Origin of the sequence: Nonomuraea longicatena (assembly GCF_039525605.1) — a bacterium.
GTDB lineage: Bacteria > Actinomycetota > Actinomycetes > Streptosporangiales > Streptosporangiaceae > Nonomuraea > Nonomuraea longicatena.
Window position 1 is genome coordinate 158,862 of sequence record NZ_BAAAHQ010000023.1, and the last position, 26,512, is coordinate 185,373.

19 protein-coding genes are annotated in these 26,512 nt (G+C 71.9%); 11 read left to right on the forward strand and 8 right to left on the reverse strand.

The window, feature by feature from the left end:
* Positions 1-41: 41 nt before the first annotated feature.
* On the forward strand, positions 42-1,322 hold the full coding sequence (gene nuoH / locus ABD120_RS21915; protein ID WP_343951832.1) for an NADH-quinone oxidoreductase subunit NuoH: 1,281 nt from the start codon (positions 42-44) through the stop codon (positions 1,320-1,322).
* 125 nt (positions 1,323-1,447) lie between these two features.
* Here the strand turns inward: nuoH and ABD120_RS21920 are convergent, their stop codons facing one another.
* The gene (locus tag ABD120_RS21920) at positions 1,448-2,254 is read right to left on the reverse strand and encodes an LLM class flavin-dependent oxidoreductase (protein ID WP_343951833.1); all 807 of its coding nucleotides are present in this window, start codon (positions 2,252-2,254) and stop codon (positions 1,448-1,450) included.
* A 178-nt stretch (positions 2,255-2,432) separates the two neighbouring features.
* Between ABD120_RS21920 and ABD120_RS21925 the strand changes: the two genes are divergently transcribed.
* From ABD120_RS21925 to ABD120_RS21945, 5 genes are all read left to right on the forward strand, one after another.
* Entirely contained in the window at positions 2,433-3,356 is a 924-nt protein-coding gene (locus ABD120_RS21925; protein ID WP_343951834.1) for a phosphotransferase family protein, read from the forward strand.
* Between the two features lie 694 nt (positions 3,357-4,050).
* A complete protein-coding gene (locus tag ABD120_RS21930; protein WP_343951835.1) occupies positions 4,051-5,448 on the forward strand; it encodes an MFS transporter in 1,398 nt (465 codons plus the stop codon).
* 20 nt (positions 5,449-5,468) lie between these two features.
* Positions 5,469-6,332: an SDR family oxidoreductase gene (locus tag ABD120_RS21935; protein ID WP_343951836.1), complete on the forward strand. Its 864-nt coding sequence runs from the start codon at positions 5,469-5,471 to the stop codon at positions 6,330-6,332.
* A 79-nt stretch (positions 6,333-6,411) separates the two neighbouring features.
* Positions 6,412-7,101: a DUF2306 domain-containing protein gene (locus ABD120_RS21940; protein ID WP_343951837.1), complete on the forward strand. Its 690-nt coding sequence runs from the start codon at positions 6,412-6,414 to the stop codon at positions 7,099-7,101.
* Positions 7,102-7,198: 97 nt separating this feature from the next.
* A complete protein-coding gene (locus ABD120_RS21945) occupies positions 7,199-9,184 on the forward strand; it encodes an ATP-binding protein (protein ID WP_343951838.1) in 1,986 nt (661 codons plus the stop codon).
* Positions 9,185-9,191: 7 nt separating this feature from the next.
* Here the strand turns inward: ABD120_RS21945 and ABD120_RS21950 are convergent, their stop codons facing one another.
* The gene (locus tag ABD120_RS21950) at positions 9,192-9,557 is read right to left on the reverse strand and encodes a beta/gamma crystallin domain-containing protein (RefSeq protein ID WP_343951839.1); all 366 of its coding nucleotides are present in this window, start codon (positions 9,555-9,557) and stop codon (positions 9,192-9,194) included.
* A gap of 207 nt (positions 9,558-9,764) precedes the next feature.
* Here ABD120_RS21950 and ABD120_RS21955 point away from each other — a divergent pair, with 207 nt between their 5' ends.
* On the forward strand, positions 9,765-10,616 hold the full coding sequence (locus ABD120_RS21955; protein WP_343951840.1) for an NBR1-Ig-like domain-containing protein: 852 nt from the start codon (positions 9,765-9,767) through the stop codon (positions 10,614-10,616).
* Between the two features lie 34 nt (positions 10,617-10,650).
* Here the strand turns inward: ABD120_RS21955 and ABD120_RS21960 are convergent, their stop codons facing one another.
* The 4 genes from ABD120_RS21960 to ABD120_RS21975 form a co-directional block, all read right to left on the reverse strand.
* Positions 10,651-11,583 carry a SpoIID/LytB domain-containing protein gene (locus ABD120_RS21960; protein WP_343951841.1) on the reverse strand — a complete coding sequence of 311 codons (933 nt, stop codon included), beginning with the start codon at positions 11,581-11,583 and terminating at the stop codon, positions 10,651-10,653.
* Positions 11,584-11,610: 27 nt separating this feature from the next.
* Positions 11,611-12,510 (reverse strand): peptidase inhibitor family I36 protein, encoded by a 900-nt coding sequence (locus ABD120_RS21965; RefSeq protein WP_343951842.1) that lies wholly within the window; start codon positions 12,508-12,510, stop codon positions 11,611-11,613.
* 78 nt (positions 12,511-12,588) lie between these two features.
* The gene (locus ABD120_RS21970; RefSeq protein ID WP_343951843.1) at positions 12,589-13,428 is read right to left on the reverse strand and encodes a peptidoglycan-binding protein; all 840 of its coding nucleotides are present in this window, start codon (positions 13,426-13,428) and stop codon (positions 12,589-12,591) included.
* Between the two features lie 169 nt (positions 13,429-13,597).
* Positions 13,598-14,335 carry an SDR family oxidoreductase gene (locus ABD120_RS21975; RefSeq protein WP_343951844.1) on the reverse strand — a complete coding sequence of 246 codons (738 nt, stop codon included), beginning with the start codon at positions 14,333-14,335 and terminating at the stop codon, positions 13,598-13,600.
* Positions 14,336-14,546: 211 nt separating this feature from the next.
* On the opposite strand from ABD120_RS21975, the gene uppS reads away from it, so the two are divergent.
* From uppS to ABD120_RS21995, 4 genes are all read left to right on the forward strand, one after another.
* The gene (gene uppS / locus ABD120_RS21980) at positions 14,547-15,284 is read left to right on the forward strand and encodes a polyprenyl diphosphate synthase (RefSeq protein ID WP_343951845.1); all 738 of its coding nucleotides are present in this window, start codon (positions 14,547-14,549) and stop codon (positions 15,282-15,284) included.
* Positions 15,281-16,684: an oxygenase MpaB family protein gene (locus tag ABD120_RS21985; RefSeq protein ID WP_343951846.1), complete on the forward strand. Its 1,404-nt coding sequence runs from the start codon at positions 15,281-15,283 to the stop codon at positions 16,682-16,684. The genes uppS and ABD120_RS21985 overlap by 4 nt, the downstream gene beginning before the upstream one ends.
* A gap of 130 nt (positions 16,685-16,814) precedes the next feature.
* A complete protein-coding gene (locus ABD120_RS21990; protein ID WP_343951847.1) occupies positions 16,815-18,029 on the forward strand; it encodes a cytochrome P450 in 1,215 nt (404 codons plus the stop codon).
* A gap of 88 nt (positions 18,030-18,117) precedes the next feature.
* Positions 18,118-18,891, forward strand: a complete 774-nt coding sequence (locus ABD120_RS21995) for an IclR family transcriptional regulator (protein WP_343951848.1) — start codon at positions 18,118-18,120, stop codon at positions 18,889-18,891.
* Here the strand turns inward: ABD120_RS21995 and ABD120_RS22000 are convergent.
* Together ABD120_RS22000 and ABD120_RS22005 are read right to left on the reverse strand one after the other, a co-directional pair.
* Complete coding sequence (locus ABD120_RS22000) at positions 18,854-23,047, reverse strand: hypothetical protein (RefSeq protein WP_343951849.1); 4,194 nt, start codon at positions 23,045-23,047, stop codon at positions 18,854-18,856. The genes ABD120_RS21995 and ABD120_RS22000 overlap by 38 nt on opposite strands.
* Positions 23,044-26,502 carry a hypothetical protein gene (locus tag ABD120_RS22005; protein WP_343951850.1) on the reverse strand — a complete coding sequence of 1,153 codons (3,459 nt, stop codon included), beginning with the start codon at positions 26,500-26,502 and terminating at the stop codon, positions 23,044-23,046. The genes ABD120_RS22000 and ABD120_RS22005 overlap by 4 nt, the downstream gene beginning before the upstream one ends.
* Positions 26,503-26,512 lie beyond the last annotated feature (10 nt).

Genomic DNA, 26,512 nt, shown 5'->3' on the forward strand with positions numbered 1-26,512 from the left:
CGGACCGCACGGGTGCCGGGGACAGGAAGGGGCAACACGTCATGGCAGGCGTTCTCGCGGCCGATCCCACTCTCGCCGACTTCGGCGGGGACCCGTTGTGGATCACCATCGTGAAGGCGGTGACGGTCTTCCTCTTCCTGGGACTGGGAGTCGTCTTCGGGGTCTGGTTCGAGCGCAAGCTGATCGCGCGGATGCAGCACCGGCGGGGGCCCGACCGGGCCGGGCCGTTCGGCGTCCTGCAGTCGGTCGCCGACGCGATCAAGATGGGCCTGAAAGAGGATCTCTTCCCGCGCCAGGTGGACCGGGTGCTCTACCTGCTGGCGCCGGTCATCATGGTGGTGCCCGCGTTTCTGGCGTTCTCGGTCGTGCCGTTCGGGCCGATCGTGAACCTGTTCGGCGTGCGGACCCCGCTGCAACTGGTGGACCTGCCGGTGGCGGTGCTGTTCACGCTGGCCATGGGCGCGGTGTCGGTCTACGGGGTGGTGCTGGCCGGGTGGGCCTCGCGCTCGCCGTACGCGCTGCTGGGCGGGCTGCGCTCGGCGGCGCAGGTGGTCTCCTACGAGATCGCGATGGGGCTGTCGTTCGTGGCCGTCTTCCTGTTCGCCGGGACGCTGTCGACGTCCGAGATCGTCAAGGCGCAGGAGCAGACCTGGTTCGCGGTGCTGCTGATCCCGTCGTTCCTGGTGTACGTGGTCTGCATGTTCGGCGAGTCCGCGCGCATCCCGTTCGACCTGCCCGAAGGTGAGGGCGAACTGGTCGGCGGCTTCCAGACCGAGTACTCCTCCTCGCTGAAGTTCGCCCTGATCATGATGGGGGAGTACCTGCACACCTTCACCGCCTCCGGCATCGCGGTCACGCTGTTCCTGGGCGGGTGGCGGGCGCCGTTCCCGATCTCGCTGTGGGACGGTGCCCACCAGGGCTGGTGGCCGGTGCTGTGGTTCCTCGTGAAGTTCGTGCTGACCTTCGCCTTCGTCGTGTGGGTGCGGGCCTCGCTGCCGCGCGTGCGCTACGACCAGTTGATGTCGCTGGGCTGGAAGGTGCTGATCCCGGTCAGCCTGGCGTGGATCATGCTGGTGGCCTCGGTGCGCAACCTGGTGGTGAACGAGGGCGACAGGACGCTCGGCATCGCGCTCGGCGTGGCCGTCGTGGTCGTCGCGGCGGGTGTCTGGATGCGCTTCGACACCGTGAGCCAGCGGCGCAGGGAAGCGGAGAGGGCACAGGTGGAGGCCGAGTTCGAGGAACTGGCCCGCGAGCCGGAGGCCGGCGGATTCCCGGTACCGCCGCTCGATCTGCCGCACTACCACGGCGTCTCATCGCGCTGAGCGCGTTCGCCCCGAGAACAGTCGGTCCGGCCGTCGGGAGGCGCGTCAGGTCGAGGCGATTTCGCAGGCCGCCCTGGCACTCCGGGGCCGCGAGCCCATGCACGGAGCTGTCCCGAGCCACGTGTTCACACAGGCGGGCCCGCCTTGACGCGTCGCACCAGTCGTTCCATCGACCCCCGGTAGCTGTGGAGGTGCTCCAGCCACCAGGTGGCGCCCGCGTCGGCGTAGGCCCGGACCGACGAGCCTGGCGCGCTCACCCCGATGATCGCCACGTCGAGGTCGCCCGCGTCAGCCCGGTACCGGCGCAACTCGCCGACCTGGGCGGCCAGGGAGCCGGGTGAAAGCGTCATGCGGCCCTCCCGATCGTCGCCGACGACGATCCAGCCGTCCCAGCGGGCGGCACGCCGAAGGGCGCTCGGAGCCGTGCCGCCGACCCACACCGGCACCCGGGGCCGCTGGAGGGGCAGCGGCGCGAGCCGCACCCCGTCAACGGTGTAATGAGCGCCTCGGTGGTGCACCTGCTCGCCGGACCAGAGCGAGACCATCACATCGAGTGCCTCGTCGAGCACGACCCCGCCGGGCCGCGTCGAGCCGAAGGCGGTGAACTCCTGCCTCACGCCGCCCAGTCCGGCGCCCAGGATCGCGCGGCCGCCGCTCAGCCGGTCGAGCGTCGCCACCGTCTGGGCGAGCCTTTCCGGGCGGTGCCGGGCCACGGCCGTCACCGCAGTACCCAGCCTGATACGCGAGGTCGCCTGCGCTGCGGCGGCCAGCATCACCCACGGGTCGGCCGACGGCATGCCCCACGTGAAGGCCAGGTGGTCCCACACCAGCACGGCGTCCCACCCGGCGGTCTCGGCCTCCCGGGCGAGCGTGACCAGGTGTGCCGGCTCCGCGAGGTCACCGAGGATCGCGACGTCGATGCCGAAACGCATACCCCCGACCCAAGCACCTGGCACCGACATCCGGGGTGCCGCGATCGGGCGGCACTGCGCCGACGAGCGGGCGAGCGCCGCCCGAGAGAGCGCGGCAAAGCAGATCCGGCTTACCCGCGAACAGGCCGACGCTCCTGTCGGTGACGCCAACCGCACCGCAGGTCATTAGCATGCGTGGGTGAACCTTTCGCAGCTCGGCGCGCCGATCGGGCCGATGATCCGCGTCCACGGCGGGTTCGCCAACCGGATGTACCGGCTCGACACCGACCAAGGGTCGTTCGCGGTGAAAGAACTGAACCTCGCCGACCGCCGCTGGGCCTATCGCGTCGAGGACGTGTTCAGGTTCGAGCGGGCGGCCTTCGCGGCCGGGATCCCGATGCCGGAGCCGATCTCGGCCGGCCACGACACGCTCGTTCACCGGTGGGTCGAGGGAGAAACGGTGCCCGAAGCACCGGTGTCGGCGGCGTACGCGTTCGAGATCGGTGAGATCCTCGCGCGCATCCACGTGCTCGACGTCGCATGGACCCATGTGTCCATCGAGGAACCGACGTCGCGGGACTGGCCCGAACTCGCCGCGCGGGCGGCGGCGACCGGGCAGCCGTGGGCCGGTGAACTCGCCTCTCACGTCGAGACGTTCCTCGCGATCGCCCACTTCGTCGACACCTGCGAACGCCCGGGCCCCGTCGTGCTGACCCACAAGGACATCCAGCCGTGGAACCTGCTCGCCCGAGAAGGCAGGCCGGTGGTGCTCGACTGGGAGCTCTCGGGGATGCTCGACCTGTCCGGTGAGCTCGGCTCGACCGCGCTGAGCCTCGCGAAGGGACCTGGCTTCGACGACATCGAGCCCGCCGTCTTCCGCTCGGTCCTCGACGGCTATGTCGCGGGGGGCGGAGCGCTGCCGCCGTCCGGTCCGAGCTGGTTCGCGTTCATGATCGGCGGCTGGCTGGGGCACACGAGATGGAACATCCTCCGGTGCCTCGCCGATGTCGAGGCGAGTACCGGCCCCGGCCTCGCGCTGTCGCACGAGTCCGTGCGCGACGGCGTGCGCGGACTCCCCGACCTGTTCGGCCGGCTCCCGGAGCTGGAAGCGCTGCTCGTGTGACCTTGAGGCTCGTGTCCGACAGGTCGGCGGCATCGACGACACCCCGCCGCTGTCGGCCTGAGCGCCTGCTTCAGGCCGACCGAGGACGGCATTCCTCGCGCTGAGAACACCGTCGATCCGCTCAGGTACGGCCGGCATGACACCGCCGACGCCATCGGCGGTGTCATGCTCGTGGCGCCCGCCTCCACAACCCGGCCACCGGACGCGCTTCCTTCAAGTCGACCCCGTCAACGGTGGAGGTGAGAACGCCTACGGCCACCCGGTCGTGGAATCAGCCTGCGCCACCTCGAAGTCACCGCCATCCAAGGTGTCGGCCAAGCAGGCGTACGGCCTTGTTCACTGCTGATCGGGATCCACATCCGTGAGCGAATCGAGACCTTAGCCGCAGGGGTCGGAGTCACCGCAGGTCAGAGGAAACTTCGTGGGAAAATTTCTTCATTGCTGCTGGGACCCCGTATGTCACCGGGTGAGGCCGACGCGACCTGTCGCGTCGGCCCTGAGGCTTGGGGCCTGCGCAGGGTGAGGGCCACCGCCGCGCCGACGAGAGTCAGTGCGTAACGCCGGCATCGGGCCGACCCGTGATCATGCCGAGAATAACTGGCTTTGCCTTGAGCTAACTCCATGAGTGATGCATACTCTCAATCGCGAGAAGTTATAGCGATTCAGAGAATATAGTGCGTACTGGAGGAGAGCTGTGAGCATCAGGTCCCAACGCGTCGGTCTCGCCATGGCCGGTCTGGCCACGGCCACCGGGGTGGTGATCCTCGACGCCGCGATGGTGAACCTGGCCACGCCCGCCATACGGACCGCGTTGCACCTGTCGGCGACCGAACTGTCGTGGATCGTGGACAGCTATCTGATCTCCTTCGCGGGGCTGCTGCTGCTCGGCGGCCGGCTCGCCGACGTACTCGGCGGTCGGCGGATGTTCCTGTGGGGCCTCGCGCTCTACACGGCCGCGTCCATGGCCTGCGCCCTGTCCTTCGACGCGACCACGCTGAGCGTCGCGCGGATCCTGCAAGGAGCGGGGGCGGCGGTCGTGGCCCCCGCCGCGCTCTCCCTCGTGCTCGGCCTCTACCAAGGGGACGGAGAACGCCGCCGGGCGCTCGGCGTCTGGGGTGGCGTCGCCGGCGCGGGCAGCCTGCTCGGTGTCGCGCTCGGCGGAGTGGTGACCCAGTCCCTGGGCTGGACGGCGATCTTCTGGATCCCGGTGCCGGTCGGGATCGTCGCCGCCGCCCTGGTGGCGTACGCGGTGCCGCCGTCCCCGGCCCGGTCGGGAGGCTTCGACCTGCCCGGAGCCGCCACCATCACCCTCGGTGTCTCCGCGCTGGCCTTCGGGCTGATCTCCGCCCCCGAGGCAGGGTGGGGCGCCGCGCGCACCCTGGTGAGCCTCGCGATCGGCGTCGCCGCGCTCGCGGTGTTCGTCGTCGCCGAACGCCGGGCCGCTCGGCCGCTCGTCCCTCTGGGCGTCTTCCGCCGGCCGCCGGTGGTCCTCGCCAACACCGTGATGCTCCTGCTGGGGGCGGTGTCGGTGGGTCTGTTCTACTTCCTGCCCCAGTACCAGCAGAACGTGCTCGGCATGTCGCCGGTCACGGCCGGGCTGACCCAGTTGCCGATCGCGATCCTGATCACGCTGGGCGGGTTCGCCGCGCCGTGGACGGCCCGGCTGGTGGGCCTGCGGCCGGCGATGGCGGGCGCGCTGACCGCGCTGACCGCAGGGTTGTTCTGGCTCGCCGGAAGCGACGCCACCAGTGAGTACACCACCGCGCTGCTGGGGCCGTTCCTGCTGATCGGCGCCGGTCTCGGCCTCGGCTTCGTCCACGCGACGACCATCGCGGTCTCCGGCGCCGCCGTGGGGGAGACCGGCCTGTTCAGCGGCCTGGTCAACGCCACCCGCCAACTCGGCGGCGCGCTCGGGCTGGCCGCCCTGATCGCCGTTGCCGCATCCGGCGACGGCGTCGCCCACACCGACGCGTTCCTCGGGACGGCGGTGCTCGCCCTGGCGGCCGCCGCCCTGTCCCTCCTCCCGGCCGCCCACCGCTCGCCGACGTACGGCGGCGGTCCGGCGACCCGTGCGGCCGTGGACGTCCGATGACCCTGTTCCAAGGAGAACGCATGAGGACGGTACTGGTGGTCGGCGCGACCGGAGGAATCGGCTCGCACCTGCTGCCCGCGCTGCTGGCGCGCGGCGTACGGGTGCGCGCGGTGACCAGGACGCCCGAACGCGCCGCGTCCCTTCCCGTCGGCGTCGAGCCCGTCCTGGCGGACCTGGGCGAGCCCCGCACCCACGACACCGCCCTGCGGGGGGTGGACGCGGTCTTCCTGAACAGCCCGTCCGCCCCGGACGCCGCCGACGTCCAGATCCGCTTCGCCGAGCGGGTACGGCAGGCCGCAGTGCCCCGGCTGGTGCTGCTGTCGCAGTACGCGGCCCGCGCGGACTCACCCGTGCGGTTCCTGCGCTGGCACGCGGCGGTGGAGTCCGCCGTGCGCGGCCTCGGTCTCGCCGAGTGGACGGTGCTGCGCCCGAACCTGTTCCTGCAAGGGCTGCTGAACTTCGCCGGCCCGATCAGGGCGCACGGCCGCTTCGGCGCCGCGATCGGCGAGGCCGCCGTGAGCGCCGTGGACACCCGCGACATCGCCGACGCGGCGGCGGTCGTCCTCACCCGGCCGGGACACCACGCCCGCACCTACACGCTGACCGGCCCCCGCGCGGTGACCCACGCCGAGATCGCCCGCGCCCTGTCACAGGCGACGGGCAGCCGGATCACCTTCGCCGACGTGTCTCCCGCCGACTTCGCCGCGTCGCTGCACCGGGTGCTGCCGCCCTGGCAGGCCGACGGCGTGGTCGAGGACTACGCGCACTACGCGAGGGGAGAGGCCGCCGAGGTCCACCCCGACGTCGCCGATCTCACCGGCGGCACGGCCCGGGACCTGACCGACTTCGCCCGCGACCACGCGGCCGCCTTCACCACGCGGTAGGCGGAACCGACTCCGTGGTCACGCACCGACCCATCCACTCAGGCCGCATCCCGCCGCCGCCCACCACCGGAGCATTCTGATGACCGTCCCCAAGACCAGCCGCCGCCTTTGGTGGCCGGCGCTGATGGCCGTGTCCGCGATCGGCATCGCCGCCTATGCGGTGCCCCCCTACCTGACGGGGAACCCGGCCGACAGCAACGTGCCGATCGATCCGGACGTGGCGCTGCACTACCTGTCGCTCGCCGTGCACGCCCTCCCCGGGGGCCTCGCCCTGATCATCGGGCCGTTCCAGTTCATGGCCCGGCTGCGCGCCCGCAGGCCCAGGCTGCACCGGGTGGCGGGCCGGATCTACATGATCTCCGTCCTGCTCGCCTCCGGCGCGGCGCTGTTCGCCGCGACGTTCTCGCTCGGCGGCCTCTCCGTCCAGGTCGCGTTCTACCTGCTCGTCGCGGCCTGGCTGTACACGCTGGTCAGGGCGTATCAGAGCATCCGCCGTGGCGATGCGCGGCTGCACCGGATCTGGATGATCCGTAACTACGCCCTGACGTTCGCCGCCGTCACCCTGCGCCTCTACCTGGTCACCGGCCTGATGCTGAAGCAGTCGTTCACCTCGCTGCCGTTCGACGAGCTCTACAACGCCAGCGTGTGGGCGTCCGTCCTGGTCAACGTGGTCGTGGCCGAGTACTTCATCATCCAGCGCACGCTGGCGCCGAGGGCCCGGCAGCGCGGGCAGGCCGCACCCGCGAGCACGGCGGCCGTGGCCGGGTAAGGAACGCGCAGCCTGATCGGACCGCCGGGCGGTCGCGTGTACACCGTCGCTCGCCCGAGCCCGTCGGCGAGCCGAGTCAGAACCGGGAGTCGTGCGTATGTCGACAGAGATGGCCTGCTTCTCCGACCTCCTGGGGTGGAGGGTGCGGGCCGGGCGCGAACTGGCGTTCACAGGACGGCAGGAGGAACTGGAGGTCTTCGGCGCCGCGTTGCGCGGCGGGGAGCGCACTGTCCTGTTCGTCCACGGTCCCGGCGGCGTCGGGAAGTCGGCGCTGTTGCGGATGTTCGAGCGTGCGGCGACGACGGCGGGGCGCGCGGTGACGAGTGTCGACGGACGGCTCACGCCTCCGTCCCCCGAGGCGTTCGAGGAGAAGGCGGAGCCGGTGCTGCACGACGCCCGCGCGGTGTTGCTGGTGGACGCCTTCGACCGGATTCAAGGGCTCGAAGGGTGGCTGTGGGAGCGGTTCCTGCCGAGGGTGCCGACGGGGACGCTGACGGTGATCGCCGGACGGTTCCCGCCGGACCTGCTCTGGCAGGCCGACCCCGGATGGGAGGGCGCACTCGAGGTGCTGACGCTGCGCGGGCTGGCGCCTCGGGACGCCGACGCGCTGCTGGATTTCAGCGGGGTGCCGGACGAACTGCGTGCGCCGGTGCTCGCCTTCGCCGCCGGGCATCCGCTGGCCCTGCGACTGGAGGCGGCGGCGGTCAGGAACGGGACGTCGCGCCAGGACGTGGTGGCCGCGTTGCTGGAGCGGGTGGTGGGGCCGGTCCCGTCCGAGGCGCACCTGCGTGCGCTGCAGGTCTGCGCGCACGCGTACGCGACGACCGAGGATCTGCTGCGTGCGGTGCTGCCCGACGACGCGGGTGCGCTGTTTCGATGGCTGCGCCGGTTGCCGTTCGTGGAGTCGGGCGGCCCCGGCCTGTTCCTTCACGACCTGGTGCGCGAGGTGCTGGACGGCGACTTCCGCTGGCGGGACCCGCAGGGGCACGCGGACATGCACGACCGGCTCCACGCCTACCTGGCCGACAAGGTGCGGACCTCGGCCGAACCCGAGGTGCTGGGCGCGGTGGGGGCCTTGTTCCACCTGCACCGCCTCGACGCGGTGACGACCGCGGTCCACGAGGCTCAGGAGGAAGCCGAGATCCGGGAGGACGTGCTGCGGGCCGGGGACACGGGCCTGCTACCGCGTATGGCCGAGGGTACGGAGTCGGCCGCCCTCGCCGCGTTCTGGGCGCGACGCCGTCCGGAGTCGTTCCGGATCTACCGGCTGGCCGCCACAGGCGAGCCGGTGGGCGGCTGCGCCTGGCTGCGCCTGCCCCACCTCGACGAGGAGGAACTGGCGGCCGATCCGGTCGTGGGCGCGGCGTGGGCGCACGCGCGGGCCACCGCGCCGCTGCGCCCCGGCGAGCAACTTGCCGTCGGCCGGGTGTGGCTGCCTGCCTCCGCGTACGCCGCGCAGGTACTTGAGCTGGTCAAACGGCGGTTGATCGGCAACTGCCTGCGCACGGAACGGCTCGCGTGGTCGTACATCGCGAACGCGGACCCGTGCCCCGCGCTGGTGGAGCAGTTCCGGCACCTGGGGATGCCCGACGTCGCGGACGAGCAGGCGGCCGGCAACCTGTTCGCCCACGACTGGCGGGCGGCGCCCGCGTCGGTGTGGCTGGACTACCTGAACCGGGCGCCCGACGGCGACCTGGCCGCCCCGGCGAAGCTGGCGGTGCTGTCGCGCGCCGAGTTCGCCGAGGAGGTCAGGAAGGCGTTACGCCAGCTCTCGCGGCCCGACGCGCTGGCGGCCTCCCCGCTGACCCGCACCAGGCTGGTCACCGAGCGGGACGGCCAGGACCCGGCCACGGAACTGCACGACGTGCTGCGCGAGGCGATCGAGGAACTGCGCGACGACCCGCGCTCGGTCAAGTTCCACCGGACCCTGGCCGCCACGTTCCTGAGCGGCACACCCACTCAGCAACTGGCCGCCGAGAAGCTCGGGCTGCCCTTCACCACCTACCGCCGTCACCTGACCGCGGGCGTCGAACGCGTCTGCGCCGCCCTGTGGCACCGGGAGTTGTACGGCGGGGTGCGGTGACGGCCGTTCAGAGGATCTGAAGTCTGGTGATCTTGTGAATCCGGTCCTGTCCCGGGCTGTCGTAGTGCCACGAGTCGCCTCTGCCGAGCAGCATGAAGACCTCCGGGCCGCCCAGGTCGTCGATGTAGGAGACGGCGACGTCGTTGTTGCCCGCCCAGATGACGTAGGTCCCGTAGATGGCCACGTTCACGGTGCCCCGGTTCGCGAAGCAGTGGTTGTCCTGCTCGGCGGAGCCGTTGTTGATCCAGAGGAACCCGCCGTCGGACCTGCAATGCACCTTGTTGATGGCGTGTGCGGGGGTGGCCGCGAAGGTGACCAGGGCCGCGAGGGCGACGGCGGAGGCGGTGAGAATCTTGGGGAGCGCGAGTTTCATGCCTGTTTACTCCTTGTCGAGGAAGTGGTCGAGAGGAGTCTCGGGCAATTCCCTGGCCATCCGGCAGTCCACTCTGTGCCCATTGCGTGGTCATTCCGGGCTTGTTCCGGCCTTCGCGGAAGCCGGTTGCCCGGTGAATGGCCCTGTCGAGGCAGGCGTGCACGGGTTTCGGTTGAGTGCGGACCGGGGTGCTGTTAGCTTCGCACGGTGGACGACAACCGTGCGCGTGTCGCGGCGATCGAGGACTTCGCCGCCACCCTGCGGAAACTACGCGATGAGGCCGGCAATCCGTCCTTCCGGGAGATGTCCGGCCGGTCGAAGGCGATCTCCCACACGACGCTGCACGAGGCGGCCAAAGGCAACCGGCTGCCGAGTTGGGAGACCACCGTCGAGTTCCTCAAGGCGTGCGGGGCTGACCCGGCCGCCTACCGCGAACGCTGGGAGAACGCGAACCAGGCGGTCAGGTCGGTGGACCGCCTGCCCGGCGACGCCCCTCCGCTCGCGCGCCCCAGGGCGCTGACCCGCCTGGTCGTCATCACGGCACTGACCGTCCTGGCCGGGGCGGCGGTCGTCGTCGTGGTCCTCGCCAACCGCGGCTCCAGTCCCGATCAGAACCCGTCCGGCGGGGCTGCGATCGCCGCGCCGACTCCGGTCGTCTGTCCGGTACGCCCGACCAGCCCGCCTTCGGCACCGCCCTTACGCAAGGGTGACGCCACCGAGTTCGTCGAGGACGTCACCCTCACCGACTGCACCCACGTCGGCTCCGGCCAGACCATGACCAAGGTATGGCGGATCAAGAACGCCGGGACGGTGCCCTGGGAGGGCTACCAGCTGCGACGCCTCGACCTCCCGCAACACCCTGACCACTGCCGGACCGCTGTTGACGTGCCCATCGCGGACACCAAGCCCGGCGACCTGGTCGACATCCGCACCGACGTCATCACGCCCAGGAAGCCGGGTCTGTGCTACGTGCGGTTCAAGATGGTCGACGCTTCGGGGGCGGTCCTGTTTCCCGGAAGCCGTCCCATCAACTTCCAGATCATCGTCAACGCGTGGTAGTTCCCCGCCATGCGTGGCATGGCGGGGAAGCGGCTCAGTGGAGGACGACGCCCCGGTAGTAGCGCTGGAGGATTCTCCGGTGGTCCCAGCCCGCATTGGCCAGGTCGCGGGAGCCGATCTGCGACATCCAGTCGCCGTCGGACCAGTGGCCGCACTCGGTGTGCGTCCGGCAATACTGCGCCTTGAAGATCTTCCCGGCCCGCGTCAGCCGGGTGCCCCAGGTCGCGTCGACCGCGGCGCTCGTACTCGCCTTGGCCGAGCCGGGCCGGTACACCTGGCTCATCGTGCTGTCCTGGACGTCGTAGCACTGGCCGCCCGGCGTCTTGCTGTTGGAACGCAGCGCCCAGTACCAGCCGAAGTTCTTCACTGCCACCGCCCCGGCCTTGAGCGACTCCGGGCGCCAGTTCGACAGCCACTCGTTGGGCAGGACGTTCTTGACGTAGTCCTTGAAACCCACTCGCACCACACGGTTCTGGGCGCGCATGTACACGAGGATCGTCGTGGGCATCCTGGTGTCCGTACCGTCGGTCTTGCACCCTGTCGGCGTTCCGGAGCCCTGGAACCGGTGTGAGGCGTTCTGGTTCTTCAGCCCCGGCTCCAGGTTGGCCTTGGCTCCGGGGGCGAAGTCCTGGTGTCTGCCGGCGTGACCGCTGTTGTAGAACACGCGGACGGTCTGGTTGCTCCGGTTCCACACCGAGGCGGCCGAGTTCTTGATGCACTCGCCCTTGCCCGTGCCCGGTCCCTTGAAGTCGTAGCAGGACGGTTGTGTGGTGGCGTAGTTGGCGACCGATCCGGTGAAGTCCGAGACCGATCCCTGGTTGCCGCTGTTGAAGTAGTAGCAGAACTCGCCGTTGTCGCAGACGCCGTCGCGGCCGGCCGCCGCCGCTGCGGGCGTGGCCGTCACCACCATGCCGCCGAGCATCATGGCTGCGCTCGCCGCGACCAGAACCTTGATGGACGTGCTCATGTTCGTCTCCTCCTGGTCCTTCCGGCCTCAGCGGACCTGGTAGCCCTGGGAGTTCCAGAACGGGGTCGGGTTCGGGTTCTCCAGGTGCGGGTCTCCGACGCTCTTGGCCGCGCGCAGGTGCCGTCCGGGACGCATCTCGACGTGGGTGTGCGCCGACGAGGACGATCCCACTCCGTGCCAGGACTCGGTGGCGATGACCTGCCCGCGCCTTACCTGCTGACCCACCCGCAGGGAGGATGCCGGCTTGGAGTGCAGGTAGATCACCGTCTTGTTCGCCGAGGCGACGTAGATGGCGATGGTGGACAGTCCCCCCGACCCGGTACGTCCATGCTGGACGTTGATGATCTGCCCGTCCACCAGCGAGCGGACGTTCGCGCCCACGCTGCGGGCCAGGTCGATGCCCTCGTGCCTGCCGGGCGTGGTGGTGTAGCGGTCGAACCCGCAGGTGATCTTGCCCCTGGCGGCGTACAACGAGAACGACATCTCAGCGCGCGAAGGCGACGGCGACGCCGACGGGTTGAACTGGTGTGAGGCGTTCTGGTTCTTCAGCCCCGGCTCCAGGTTGGCCTTGGCTCCGGGGGCGAAGTCCTGGTGTCTGCCGGCGTGACCGCTGTTGTAGAACACGCGGACGGTCTGGTTGCTCCGGTTCCACACCGAGGCGGCCGAGTTCTTGATGCACTCGCCCTTGCCCGTGCCCGGTCCCTTGAAGTCGTAGCAGGACGGTTGTGTGGTGGCGTAGTTGGCGACCGATCCGGTGAAGTCCGAGACCGATCCCTGGTTGCCGCTGTTGAAGTAGTAGCAGAACTCGCCGTTGTCGCAGACGCCGTCGCGGCCGGCCGCCGCCGCTGCGGGCGTGGCCGTCACCACCATGCCGCCGAGCATCATGGCTGCGCTCGCCGCGACCAGAACCTTGATGGACGTGCTCATGTTCGTCTCCTCCTGCTGTGGATACGACTGCTGTGGATACGGACTGTCGTGGATACGGACTGTCGTGGAAACGATGCGTCAGTGACGCCGGTACTCCTCCCAGGTCCGGACGACCACCTTCGGACCGTCGTCCGGACCCCGGCCCGAGAGCCCGTCCCGGCCCAGGTAGTAGTCGCCGACCTGGTGCTGAGCCTGGACGGACAGGTCCGTGTCACTGATGGCGACGGCGTGGACGTGCCACGGCCAGTCACCCTGCCGGGGATTACGCAGCCACGCGGCGAACCCCACGCGGCGCAACGCCCGGACGACCTTGGTACGGGTGGCGGTATCCATCCCCTTCACCGAGATGTCGACCACGCCACCGCCGTCGTGCGTCCCCGCCGACGTCGGATCGCCACCCGGGTTGTACGACCCCTGATCAAGTACGAGGTCACGCCCCAGCGCCCGTCGAGCCTGGGCCAACATGTCCCGGGTACGCCCGTTGACCACCACACCCCCGTGGGTCGTCCTGGCCCCCACCTCGATGAGGTCCGTGACCGCGAACCGGCCCGCGCCCAGCCGCCTCAGCGACGCCTTGCCCGGCAGGCCGTTGGCGTCCGCCCCCGTGAAGCCCAGCGACCGCTGGAACTTCGCGTAGGCCGCCACGGTCGTGGTGCCGAAGTGACCGTCCACCCACCTCGCGTCGAGCAGGCCCTTGTCGCGCAATGCCCGCTCCACGAGCAGAACGCCGCCCTTGGCACCCGGCGTAGGGGTGTCGTCCGGACGTCTCGGGTCTATCTGCGCCGCCTTCACCGTGAGCTCCATGCTCACGGACGGCCCGGCATTCGCCGTCCCTGTCCCTGCCGTCGTGTCCGCCTCGGCCGGCGACGCGAACATGGTCGCCGTCATGAGGGCGGCGGCGGGTACGGACAGTTTCATGAAGGGCTCCCGGAGGCGGGGTGTGGGCGAATGCCCGGTGGCGCCTTCAAGGTCTCGGGAGTGCCCGGGTGTCCGCAAGAAGGTTCGTGTTGTCAGCCTGTTCGACGGACATGTCCGCCCGGCTTACACCCCCGTCTGACAGGAGCCGAGGATCGCCGCCCCGGGGCGATCAGGCCAGGCCGCCGTTGGCGTACAGGACCTGACCGTTGATCCAGCGGGCCGGGCCGGCGAGGAACGCGACCGCCTCCGCGATGTCCTCCGGCGTGCCCAGCCGTTCGAGCGGGGTGGCCTCGGCGAGGTCGTCGATCGCGGCCTGGTCCTTGCCCTGGAAGAACAGCGGGGTGGCGGTGGGACCGGGAGCGACGGCGTTGACCGTGATGTCCTTGCCGCGCAGTTCGCGGGCCAGGACCAGGGTCATGCTCTCGACCGCGGCCTTGCTGGCCGCGTAGGCGCCGTAGGCCGGGGGCCGCAGGCGGGTGATCGACGTGGAGAAGTTGACGACGGCGCCGCCTCGGCGCACCCGCCGGGCCGCCTGCTGGGAGACGACGAAGGTGCCGCGGACGTTGGTGCGGTGGATCCGGTCGAGGTCGTCCAGGTCCAGCGTGGCGATCGGTGACAGCACCATGATGCCCGCCGTGTTGACGACGACGTCGATGCCGCCGAACTCCCGCTCCACGGTGTCGAACGCGTCCGCCATGGCGTGTTCGTCGGCGACGTCGCCGCCGATCGCCGTCGCCCTGCCGCCGGCCTCGATGATCGCGGCGACCGCCTCGTCGGCGCGGGCCCTGTTGCCGGCGTAGTGCACGCCGACGGCGATGCCGTCCCTGGCGAGGCGCTCGACGACCGCGCGGCCGATGCCGCCGGAACCGCCGGTGACCAGGGCGACGCGGGCGGTGGTGTCCGTCATGGTGATCCGTCCTTCGGCGAGGTACGCGGCGGCCTCGACATGGCATGCGTCATCGCTGACAATCTTGATACATCGACGCCCAGGCCGACGGCCGACTCGCGCAGTACGAGGGACGGTCCGGCGACGTCCGCGAGGCCGTTCTGGCGACCGGGCCCCGCAAGGCCCGTGATGCTCGACATCACTAATGGTAATGATATAGTCACACGTAGCTATGGAAATCACCAGCGGACTGCCGCGTCATGTGGCTTGTGTGATGGACGGGAACGGGCGGTGGGCCGCGCAGCGGTCGCTGCCGCGCACCGCAGGTCACGAGGCGGCCGAGGCCGCCGTGATGGACGTCATCGAGGCGGCCCGGTCGGCGGGCATCGGGTGGCTGAGTCTCTACGCCTTCTCCACCGAGAACTGGCGCAGGCCGTCGAGCGAGGTCGAGATCCTGATGCGGCTCGTGCGCGGGGCCATCCGCAAACACGCGCCCGCACTGCACGCGCGAGGCATCCGGTGCAGGTTCCTCGGCATGTCGGACACCCGGATCCCGCCGCCTTTGGTGCAGGACATCACCGACCTGACGGTCCTCACGGGCGACAACCGGCGGATGACGCTGACGGTCGCCTTCGACCACGGCGGACGCCGCGACATCGTGCAGGCCGCCCGCTCGCTCATCCGCGCCGGCATACCCGCCGACCAGGTCACCGAGGCCACCTTCGCCCGCCACCTGCCCCACGCCGACACCCCTGACGTCGACCTGGTCATCCGCACCTCGGGAGAGCAGCGCATCTCCAACTTCATGCTCTGGCAGGTGGCCTACGCCGAATGGGTCTTCCCGCAGGTGCTCTGGCCGGACTTCCGGGCGAGCCACCTCTGGGAATGCCTCGACACCTACCGATCGCGCCAGCGCCGGTTCGGCGATGTCCGCGAGTCGACCGCCATCACGGGAGAGGAACCTCGATGACCCACACCGATGAGGACGTCTTCGGGCCGGACTCGATGCTGCGCCACCTCGTCAACGACGTACGGTGGGGCCTCGCGGTGACCCGCGCCACCGTCCTCGAAGCCGCGCACCCGCAGATCGGCGCGGCGCTGCTGGAGAACTCGACGTTCGTGACGCACCCGTGGCGCCGGTTGCGCAACACGCTGGTGAGCATGAATCGGGTGCTCGACCTGGATCCGCGCGTCCGCGATCGGGAGGTGGCCCGGATCAACCGCATGCACGCCCGCATCTCGGGCACCGACCCGCAGGGCCGTCCGTACGACGGGATGGACGTCGAGGCCCGCGCCTGGGTGGTGGCGACCCTGTTCGAGTCGACGGTGACGATGTACCGGCTGAGCGGCGAGTCGCTCGACGGGCCCGCGCTGGAGCAGCTCTACGGCGAGTTCGGCGCCTTCCTGAGACTGCTGGAGGGCGAGGACCACCGGCTGCCCGCGACGGTGCAGGAGTTCTGGCCCTACTACGATCACATGATCGACCACCGTCTGCAGAGCACCGAGGCGGTACGCGTCATCCTCTACCGGCTGTTCGCCAACGTGCCCGCGCCGCCCCTGCTGCGCGACCACCCCGCCGTGTGGGCGACGGGCCGGGCCGTGGCGGGCCCGGCGGCGGCCGCGATCACCATCGCCGCCCTGCCCGAGTCCTTCTGCAGGCGTATCGCGCTGCCCGACCTCCCGGCTGTGCGGACGCTCACCCGAGGGACCTACCTGGCCGCCGGACTCGCCGCCCATCTGCTGCCCACCGGCTGGGCGGACGTCAACGCGCTCATGAGCCTGCTGGACCCGGGCCACACCGGGGGCGCCGGGCCCTGGGAGACCGTACGGCGTAAGGCGAGCCAGGCCGCGGCCATGGTCAGGCTGATCACTCCGGCCCGCGACGACGTCCACCAGGCGGCCTACGCCGCCGACCAGTTCTTCGCCGAGGTCCTGGACCAGACCGGCGACGGCCACCTCGCCTGGCCCGACCTGGCGGCCATGGCCAGAGAGATCGCCACGCGGCTCGACCTGGACGCGCCGGACGAGGAACGGCTCTACAGCGCCTACGCCGCCTGGTGGCGCGAACTGCAGAGCAACCTCGACACCGACGGCGACGGGCGCGTCACCAGGCAGGAGTACGCGGCCTCCGCGGTCGCGCTGCCGAGCTCCGGACTCATCAGGGTCGCCGACGTGCTGTTCGACGTCACCGACAGCGACGACGACCAGCTCATCGACGCGCAGGAGTACCAGAAGCTGTTCCGCGCGGCCTTCCACCGCGACCTGACCGGCGACGCCGACCGGTACTCACGCGGTGCCTTCGTCAGGCAGTTCCTGTCCTTCATGTCCGGGCAGCAGCACTCGGTCGCCTACGACACCCTGCTGTCCTAGCTTCCGGCGGCTCGGCCGACGCCGGCGGCCATCGAGAACGGGCTCACATGATCCCCTTCTGATGTGGGTGTCGGGGCCGTGTCAGCGCCGTGACAGCCCGGTGTCAGCACGGCCCGCGATGGTGTCTGCCATGAACGGATCAGCCAGCGAACACACGCTGACGACGATGCCGGCAGAGCGCCGGCCCGGCTGCCCCTTCGACCCGCCCAAGGAGTTGATCGACGCTCGCGAACAGGCCTCCATCAGCCGTCTCGTCTTCGCCGACGGGCACGAGGGCTGGGTGGTCACCGGATACGACCTGGTCAGGTCGATCCTCGCCGACCGGAGGTTCAGCTCGCGCAAGGAACTCATGAGCCACCATCCGACCGTCGACTACTCCGGTATCGAGGTCCCTCCGGCCTCACCCGGCGAGTTCCTGCTGATGGACGACCCGCAGCACAGCCGCTACCGCAAGCCGCTGGTGGGCCGGTTCACCCTCCGGCGGATGCGCCTGCTGACCGAGCGCGTCGAGCAGATCACCGCCGCCCACCTGGACGCCATGGAGCAGGCCGGGCCGTCGGCGGACCTCGTGACCGCCTTCGCCAAGCCGATCCCCTCCGTGGTGATCTGCGAGCTGCTGGGGGTGCCGTACGAGGACAGGGACTTCTTCCAGAAGCAGTACGAGGTGTTCATCGGCGGGGAGGCGACCGACGAGGAGCTGATCGCGGCCTACCTCGCGACCCAGCAGTACCTCGCCGACCTGGTGGCCGCAAAGCGCGCCGACCCCACCGACGACCTCCTCAGCGACCTCACCGACAGCGACCTCACCGACGAGGAGCTGAAGGGCATGAGCATGATCCTGCTGGGGGCGGGATTCGACACCACCGCGAACATGCTGGCGCTGGGCGCCTTCGCGCTGCTTCAGCACCCGGAGCAACTGGCCGCGTGGCGCTCCGATCCGGCGCTCGCCGACGGGGCAGTGGAGGAACTGCTGCGCTACCTGGCCGTCGTGAAGGGGTCCATGCGGGTGGCGCTGGAGGACGTCGAGTTGGACGGGCGGACGATCGAGGCGGGGGCCACGGTGATCCTCTCGTACAACACCGCCAACCGTGACCCCGGACGCTTCGCCGACCCCCAAACGCTCGACCTGAAGCGCGACGACGGCGGCCACCTGGCCTTCGGCCACGGCATCCACCAGTGCCTGGGCCAGCAACTGGCCCGCATCGAGCTGAAGGTCGCCCTCCCCGCGTTGCTCGACCGCTTCCCGACGCTGCGGCTGGCCGTACCGGCCGACGAGGTCGTCCTTCGCCCGGAGAGTGCGGACATCTACGGCGTGAAGAGCCTGCCGGTCACCTGGGACGCCTAGTAAGTGACTTATGGCTCCGGCGGGCCTGAGTCGCGCATCGGCCCCGGGTACGTAACGGGTGGGGCCGTTGCGACTGAGGGGGTGGGCGATGGGCCCGGCCGGTCGGGGAGTGTTGCACGGCGCGTTCGCGGTGCTGGAGGAACTCGCACGGGTGGAGGAGGCGGGCCTGACACAGCTCGCGCTGGCCACCGGTCTGCCCAAGGCGACCGCCCATCGGCTGCTGTGCCGGCTCGCCGACCTGGGCCTTGTGCACCGGGGCGACGGCGGTCGCTACCGGATCGGGGCGCGCACGTTCCGCTGGGGCCAGCACTGGGCGCCCGCCCAGGTGCTGAGCGCGGCCGCGGTGAGGCCGCTGCGTCAGCTCGCCGCCGCCGGATGCAGCGCGACCGTCGCGGTCAGGGACGGCGGCGACGTCATCGTCGTGGCCGGGGTCACGGACCCGGCCGTGGACGCGTTCTTCCGGCTGCGCCCCGGGGTGGTGCTGCCGTCGGCCAGTGCCGCCGAGGTCGTCCTGTCGGCGTGGGAGGTGCCGCAGGACCACGGCCGGGGCCGTCCGGAAGGGCACGCGGAGGCCGAGTGGGCGCGGCGGGTCAAGGACGCCCGCGAGCGAGGAGTGGCCTTCGACCTCGAGTCGGCCCTGCCGCCCCTGTGCTGCGTGGCCGCGCCGGTGCGCACCCCGACGGGTGACCTGGTGGCCTCGGCGGGCGTNNNNGCCGTCGTCGTGCTCGGCGCCGGCCGCCTGACCGAGCTGGCCGACGCCGTACGGGACACCGCGGCGCGCATCACCGCCAACCTGGCCCGCGTGCCGGGCGCCGGCCGGGCACTCAGCCTGCTGACCGCCGCCACGAGTCGAAGTCGATGACCAGCCGGCCCGGCCGGGCACGGAGGGGTACGTCGTCCGCGTGGGCGAGCCGCTCGGCCATCGGGATCCCCGCCGGTCCGGTCCCGTCGGCCGTCCCCGGGTCGGTGCGGTAGCGCTCCCGCTCCTCCACCAGCAGCCGGTACTGCCGGCCGAGGTCCGCCTCCGCCGCCGGGATCACCGCCGACCACTGGAAACCGGCCCCTGCCACGCCGCACACCAGCTCGGCCCCGATCTCGGTGTCGGTCCAGTCGAGATCGTCGTCGCCGGCGAAGGGACGCCGCTGCACGGTCGCGGTGACCCGGTGGCTCGCCGCGACCGCCGGCAGCCCGGAACCGGCCTGCGCGCCCAGTTCCGTGGCGGCGGCGGGCCCGGCCAGCGTGACGCGCAGCCCGCCGTCCCGCATCTCCTCGACCGTCACCGTACGGCGCGGCACCACCTGCGCGAACTCGGCCTGCACGACACCGGACAGCTCCAGCCCGGCCAGCGCGTACGGCTGGTAGCGCGCCAGCGCCAGGCGCAGGAACGGAAAACACGCCGACTCCCGCCCGGCCGGGCCGAACTCGACGTCGACGTCGGCGAACCACAGCCCCTTGGCCGCGTCGAACACCGGCGCGTACGCCACGGCCGCCGCGACCGGCCCGCCGGACTCCGCCAGCCGCAGCCCCGTGGGGGCGGCGACGGCGCCGGGGAAGTTCACCCGGGCCGGAGGGGGCAGCACAGTGGCATCCGACCGGACGGGGTCGCCGCCCCACCGGGTCGCCAGCCGATCGGGCAGCGGTACGCCGCCGGGCGCGTCGAGGACGACGGCCAGCAACTCGTCGTCGCCGGAGGAGAACCACGGCCGGTCCAGGTAGATCCGTAGCCCGGCTCCGTCGCGCACGCTCACGAGCCGCCTGTTCTCCCGGTCCTCCTGCCGCTCCCACCGGAAGGTGGGCAGGACGTACGACGGCTTCGGCGGCTCCGGCCGCCTGCTCGCGGGCACCGGCCAGCCCCGCGCGGACGGCCCGGTGCTCGGCTCGCCGACGCTGGTGACGAGCTCGGGCCGGGCGGTGATCGACGGGTGGAAGTACTCGCGGAACCGGGTGGCGCCGGTCGGCCGGTAGACGACGTCGCGGTGCAGCGTGTCGCCGAAGTCGTGCCGGATCGGCCTCCCGGCGCGCGGCAGGCGCACCTCGTCCCTGTCGGAGTACGCCTGCTCCACCCTGCCGACGTGGGCGTGCTCCTCGATCCGGCGGGGAGCCGGTTCGGCGACGTCGTCGATCCAGCGCGTCCAGGTCGCGTCGATGTCCACGTGCCCGGTGCTCCTGGGGTGCGAGCGCAGCGTGCCGCGCACCTCGGCGAAGGTCTGCTCGGGCTCCCGCTCGAAGCTCAGCGCCTCCAGCGCGGGCGGCCGCAGCGGCCGCTCCACGGCGTGCACCAGGCGGATCTCCGTGTACGGCGTGAGCAGCCAGTTCAGCCCGGCGGCGGCCTCCCCGGCGATGAGCGCCCGCTCCGCGTCGGTCAGATCCCGCCAGAGATCCGTGGCGAGGAAACGCCGCCACACGGGGAAGAGGTCGAGGTCGGCCGCGTCGAGCCGGCAGCTCAGCCGGACGGTGGCCATCTCGGCCTTGGGCAGGAACACGGTGAGCACCCGGGGGCCCTCCCGCCAGCGCGGCTCCCCGTCGCCCTCTTCGATCCGCAGCGTGAACGGCGCCGCGTCCGGCCAGCTCTCGTGGAAGTCGTCGTAGAACGACACCGGGTGGATCGGCGGCGCGCCCGGCAGGCCGTACAGGGTGACGCCCCTGGCGAGGACGTCGGGCAGGTACGGCAGGACGAGTTCGGCGGCGGTGTGCACCACGAACTCGCCGGACTTCAGCCCGGCACCGCGCGGCACGGGCAGCCGGGTGACCGGCTCCGGGTCGAAGGCGTCGTGCTTGGCGACCGCGATCTCCTCGAAGAACAGCAGGTCGCGGGTGCGGCGCGGGTCGTCGGCGAAGGTGACCACCGTGTCGAGGAACGTGCCCGCCTCGCGGGAGGCCGCCGCGAAGAACCTCCTGCGCACCTCCTCCGGACGCTCGCCGCCGATGGCGTCGTCGAAGCGGCCGTGCCGTTCGGCCATCTGCAGCGACGTCTTGGGCGGGGCGACGAACCGCTCGTCGAAGGGCACGTACCGGCGGCTCAGCCCGTCGGTGGCGGGCGGCCGGTCCGTGTGACCGGGGACGTCCCGGCGCTCCAGCGCCCACTGCCAGGCGGGCACGTCCCGACCGGCGGCCGTGACCGTGCTACGGATCACCAGGCACTGGCCGGACTCGCCCTCGTTGAACGCCTTGCTCTCCACCAGCGCCGGCTGCGGGACCGGCTCCCACCGCGAGAACGTGATCGGCCGCGACAGCGCGGACTCCGGCGCCGCCGCGTCCGGCCCCAGGGCGTTGCCCGCCAGGTCCACCACGCGGGCCCGCAGCCGGTAGGCCCGCCCGTACCGCAACGCGGGCAGGGAACCGGGTACCGGCGTGAACTTCGTGTCGAGCGGGAAGCGCGCGTCCACCTCCGGGTCGGCGACGACCGGCAGGCCGAACCGGTCGAGCGTCCGGCCGGGCAGCGGGGCGGCCAGGCTCCAGCCGTCCCAGCCGAACAGCGCCTGGTGCACGTACAGTTCATCGGTTCTCGCCGCGTCCCGGGTGACCGCGCTGGCGCGGACGGCGCCCTCGTCGTCGGCGATCCCCTCGATCCGGTACGGCGGCTGCCCGTCCCGCCGGATCAGGTAGGAGCCCCGGCGGCGGCACAGGGACAGCCAGCCGGTGACCGCTCCCGCCGGGCCGAGCGTCCCGACGTCGACGCGGAAGCCGCGCGCCAGGTGCCCGGCGTGCAGTTCGGGGACCGTCGCGCCGGATCCGGCGCGGTGGGCGGCGTCGTCGCCGATCTGGGCGGCCAGCCACGCGTCCCGCCCCCGGTGGAAGACGGTGAGCCCGGCGCCCTGAAGCGCGGCCGGGCCGGTGCCCAGACTCTGCGCGCTCGGCTGGCCGCTCGGTCCGCTCAGCTCGTTCATGCGCTCGATCAGCGCGGTGAAGTCGGCCGCCTTGACGGCCGCGCCGTCGACGTCGGCGTCGGTGACCGTCCAGTCCTCGCCGCCGAGGCCGAGCCAGCCGCCCTGGACGGGGTGCCCCTGCGGAGACGCGGCGGCGAAACCCCGGCCGGCCGTGTACTCGAACAGCGTCCACGGCCGCAGCGGTTCGGCGTCGAAGGGCGCGGTGAGATCCTTGAACGCCACCCGGAACCTGCCGGTCGCGGCGAGCCCGGCGGGCACCGCGACCACCAGGTCGACGACGAGCCCGAGCCGCCGGCACAGCTCCGGATAGTCGGCCAGGAACCCGCACACCCCGTGGAACTCGACGTCGGGAGGGTCCGGCCGGGGCTCGGCCGCGGTCTCCCCGCCCCTGCCCGCACGCCCCGGCCGGTCGTAGAAGCGGAACGCCTCCGCCAGCGCGAACCGTGTCTCGTCCGCCCGGTAGGCCGCACCCGCCCGATCGATCGTCGCCGGCCGCAGCCCGGCGGCGAGGAGGCCGGAGTCGCGGGCGAACGCCGCCGGCGCGCGCCCGCCGATCATGCCGTCGAGGGCCCGGTAGGCGGTCTCGGGGTCGCCGGTGAACCTGCGCATGTCCTCGACCACCGGGATGCCTCGGACGAGCCCGGTGTGCGGCTGGTACCAGGGCCGGGACGGGGTCTCGGCATCGGTGCCGCCGTTTCCGGGCGGCGAGAGGCGGTCGGCGACCACGGCCTTGCCGACCTCGTCGTACAGCGTGGCGACCCGCTCGTGGATCAGCGCGGCCGGGAACGAGCGCAGCAGCCGCACGGCCGGCGGTCCGAAGGCGGCGGCCAGCGAGCGTGCCCGTACCGGCGAGGCGGGCGGGAACAATCGTCGCCAAAGGTCCGAGTCAGGGGCCGGTGAGCCGGGGGCGGGGCGGGGGAGCGCCGGTTCGGCGTGCCCGTCCCACACGATCCGCAGCGCGGGCAGCACCGTGTCGCGCAGCGTCTCCGGCCAGTCGACGAACTCCGCGACGTCGTCGAGCCTGCCGCGCGGGGCCGTCAGCCGGGGTCCGACCGCGACGGACAGCCGCACCTCGCCCGGCCCGGCCGTGCCCGCGGGCAGCGCCGTCCAGAGGATCTCGAACGTGTTCACGGGCCCACCTCCGCGAAAGCGCCGCAGTACTCGGCGACCGGATCCCGCCGTGCGCCGGTCACCGGATCCCGGTACGGCGCCATCATCCGGGCGAACGTCGGCGCGGAACCGGCCGCGTCCCCCGAGGCCCCGGCGAGCAGCGATCGGGCGCCGCCGAAGCGCTTCTCACAACTGATCTCGACGGACTCCTCGAAGAAGCCGATCTCCACGGTGATCGTGATCTTCGCGCGGCCGACCGCGTCGCCGCCCTCGTACCCGAGCTCCAGATAGAGCTCGATCGACGCGGAGACCAGGCCGAGCACGTCCACCTCGCCCCGGGCGCGGAAGTAGCCGAACAGCACGGCCCGGCCGCTCGCCGCGTCCAGGTGGAAGTAGACGCCGGCCATCACCGACACGCTGCCGCTCGCCACCCCGAAGTCGAGCGAGGCCGAGGCACCGAACTCCAGGCCCGCGTCCAGTGCGCGGACCCCGTCCGGTGACAGCACGATCCCGAACCAGCCGCCGCCCCCGAACAACGAGACGGTGAGCCGGAACGGCGCATCGCGGCGGCAGAACGCGAACCCGATCTCCAGCGGCCGCGTGCCGGCGAACGGCAGGTCCAGATAGGCGTTCAGGGAGATGTTCTCCAGGCTGAACACGCCGATCGCCAGGTTCGGCAGCGGCATGCCGTACCTCGCGCGCACCCCCGCAGGGGAGACGTCCAGCATCGGCGGGTCGCTGAACCCGTCGAGCGGGATGATCCGGCGCAGCGTCTCGACGAACGACAGCGCCCCGACGAACTCGACGTCCTGCAGCGCCACCTCGACGTCGGGCTTGCCGCCGGCGCGCACGCTGAACCTGACCCGCCGGAAGTCCAGCCGCATCGCCTCCAGCACGCCCGGCAGCAGGACCAGGTCGAACTCCTCCAGCGTGCAGGTCACGTCGGCGGCCGGGCGGAGGTCCGGCCGCAGCGCCGCGCGCAGATCGACGACCACGGAGAAGCGGCCGGCCCGCGCCGGGTCGCCGCCGCCGTCGTGCGGGACGAACACCGGCGGCTCGCCCGCCCGCAGCGACCAGGGCTGGATGTCCGGCACCCACTCCAGGCGGGCGGCGACGGACTCCGGCAGCCGGACGCCGGACTTCGCCGCCTCGACGGCCTGCCGCAGCGGCAGTACCCCGGCCGGGGCGTTCTCCCAGATCGCGGCCGCCTGCCGCAGGTGGTCGAGCAGCGTGACCACCGCGTGATCGACCTCGGCGGGCAGCCCGGTGCCGAGCGCGTCCAGGGCGGAGCGGAAGTTCCCGAACGCCGTGTCCACCTGGTCGAGGGTGGCCGTGCCCCCGATGAACGCCTCGACGGTCTCGACCAGCGCCACGGCGGTCGTCCGGACCCGCTCGGCCGCCGAGGCGACAGCGGGGAACCGGGCGGCGACCTCGGTCAGCTGGCGCTCGATCCGGCGCAGGTCGGCCAGGAAGCCGGTGGCGGCATTGACCGTCTGCGTGACGAACCGGGGCGCCTTCAGCTCCTTGTCCAGACCGGCCGCCTTGACCAGGGCCGACAGCGGGATGACGCCGAACAGCCGCGCGCCGATCGCATCGAAGAAGTCCGAGGGGCGGAAGGTGCCGTCGGCGACCGTACCGAGTGGGTCGGCGGTGGCGTCGGCGACCGGTGACTTGGCTGCGCTGACCGGCCCGGTCAGCCGTGACAGGCCCGCCACCGTGAGGGTGGGCGCGGCCAGCCCGCCCGAGCGGTCCCGCCGGTCGTCGAAGTCCATCACCAGCGGGGACGTCCCGGCGGCCGGGATCAGCTCCAGGAAGACCTCGCCGGGGTTGACCGGGTCGCCCGGCCGGTCCGGCGTCTTGTCGAAACCGGCCGCCCGGTAGCGCCGGGCATAGCGGACCGGGTGCGGCCCGAGCGCCCCGGTGAGCCGGCTCACCGAGGGCACCGCCGCCGACGCCCGGCGCAGCACCGGGAGGAAGCCGGGCGTCCGCTGGTAGAAGCGGTCGTCGCGATCGGTCGGCAGGGCGGCGCCCCAGATCAGGTGGGCGGCCTCGATCGTGGTGTCGCCGGGTGCCGAGGCCGCCGCGACCGCGACCCCGGCGCCGCGCAGGGCGGCGCTCAGCCGCGCGGGGGGCGCCTCGGGGTCGATCGGCTCGGGGTCGAGGGCGTTGTACGCCTCGGCCGCCGCCGCCAGTTCGGCGCCCTTGTTGAAGTTCTCGGTGAGGAACAGCAGCGGGGTGCGGAACTCGTGCTCCCGTCCGGCCAGGTCGCTCGCTCGTACGGTGAACAGGAACGGGTCCTCGTCGCGGACGGCGGGGAAGAACGCGTACTGCCCCTCCGCCACCGGCAGGATGTTCTCGGGCGGCGACAGCGCGGGCGTGACCTGGGTCAGCAGTTCGATCCGCCGGAACGGGAACAGGGCCTCAAGCCGGTCGCCCGAGGCGTCCCGCCGTACCGTGCCGGGCTGGAAGTCCCTGACCGGCTCGCGGCAGGTGACGAACAGGCGCTGGGCGAGGTAGGCGGGATGCTCGGGGCGCGCGGGGTCGAACGTGCGTTCCGTCACCTTCACCAGGTCGGCGCGCTGCCCGAAGGGGAACAGGAAGCCCGAGTAGAGCACCCGGACGTAATGGTCGCGGCCCATGGCCGCCCGGTGCCGCCACTCGGCGATGTTCGTGATCGTCGGCCGGGGGTCCCAGCGGCCGAGGGCGTCGAGCCAGCCGCCGAGCGCCGAGAGGATCAGGTGCCCGACCTCGACGGGCACCGGCACGTACGGCCGGCCGCCCGGCTCGGTCAGTCGCCGATCGCTGGTCAGATGGACGAGCGCGGCCCGGTCGGCGGGCGTCAGCGACGTGGTCAGCGGGTCGGGCGGCGGATCGACCGGCGTGTCGCCGGGGAAGTCCCTGGTCCACACCGCCCTGGCCCGCGTGCCGTGCGCCCGCGTGTGCCACAGCTCCACGCGGGCCGCCGGATCGGCCGGTGCCGTGGGGTGCGCCCATCGCACCTCCGGCGGCGGCGACAGCAGCAGACGGTACGGCAGTTCGATCGCGGTCCTGGGATCGCCCGCCGGGTCGCGCAGCGGGTTGGCAGGACCGTCGTCGCCCACCGTCCGCAGCGGTAGCCGGGTCATGGCCGCCAGCAGGCCCTCGGCGGTGTACGGGATCTCGTCGTCCGGCCCCACGGCGAACACCAGCAGTGTGCGCCCGCCGATCCGGGAGACGACCGGGGGCGGCGGGTGCGGCTGAACCGGGACGGGATCGGGCAGCCCGGACCCCGCCGACTCGAAGAACGCCTGCTCCACCACGTGCTGCGCGGGGAACGTGACGACGATCAGCCCGTCGCGCTCCGGCGTGGTCCTGACCAGGATCCGCCGTACCGCCGGGCGTCTGAACGACAGGCCGAGGAATCCGAACCGCAGGTCCGCCAGGTCCGCGACACGGACCAGGCGGACCGGCCTCGGCTCCTGCGCGGGGCCGGTCACGGCGACACCA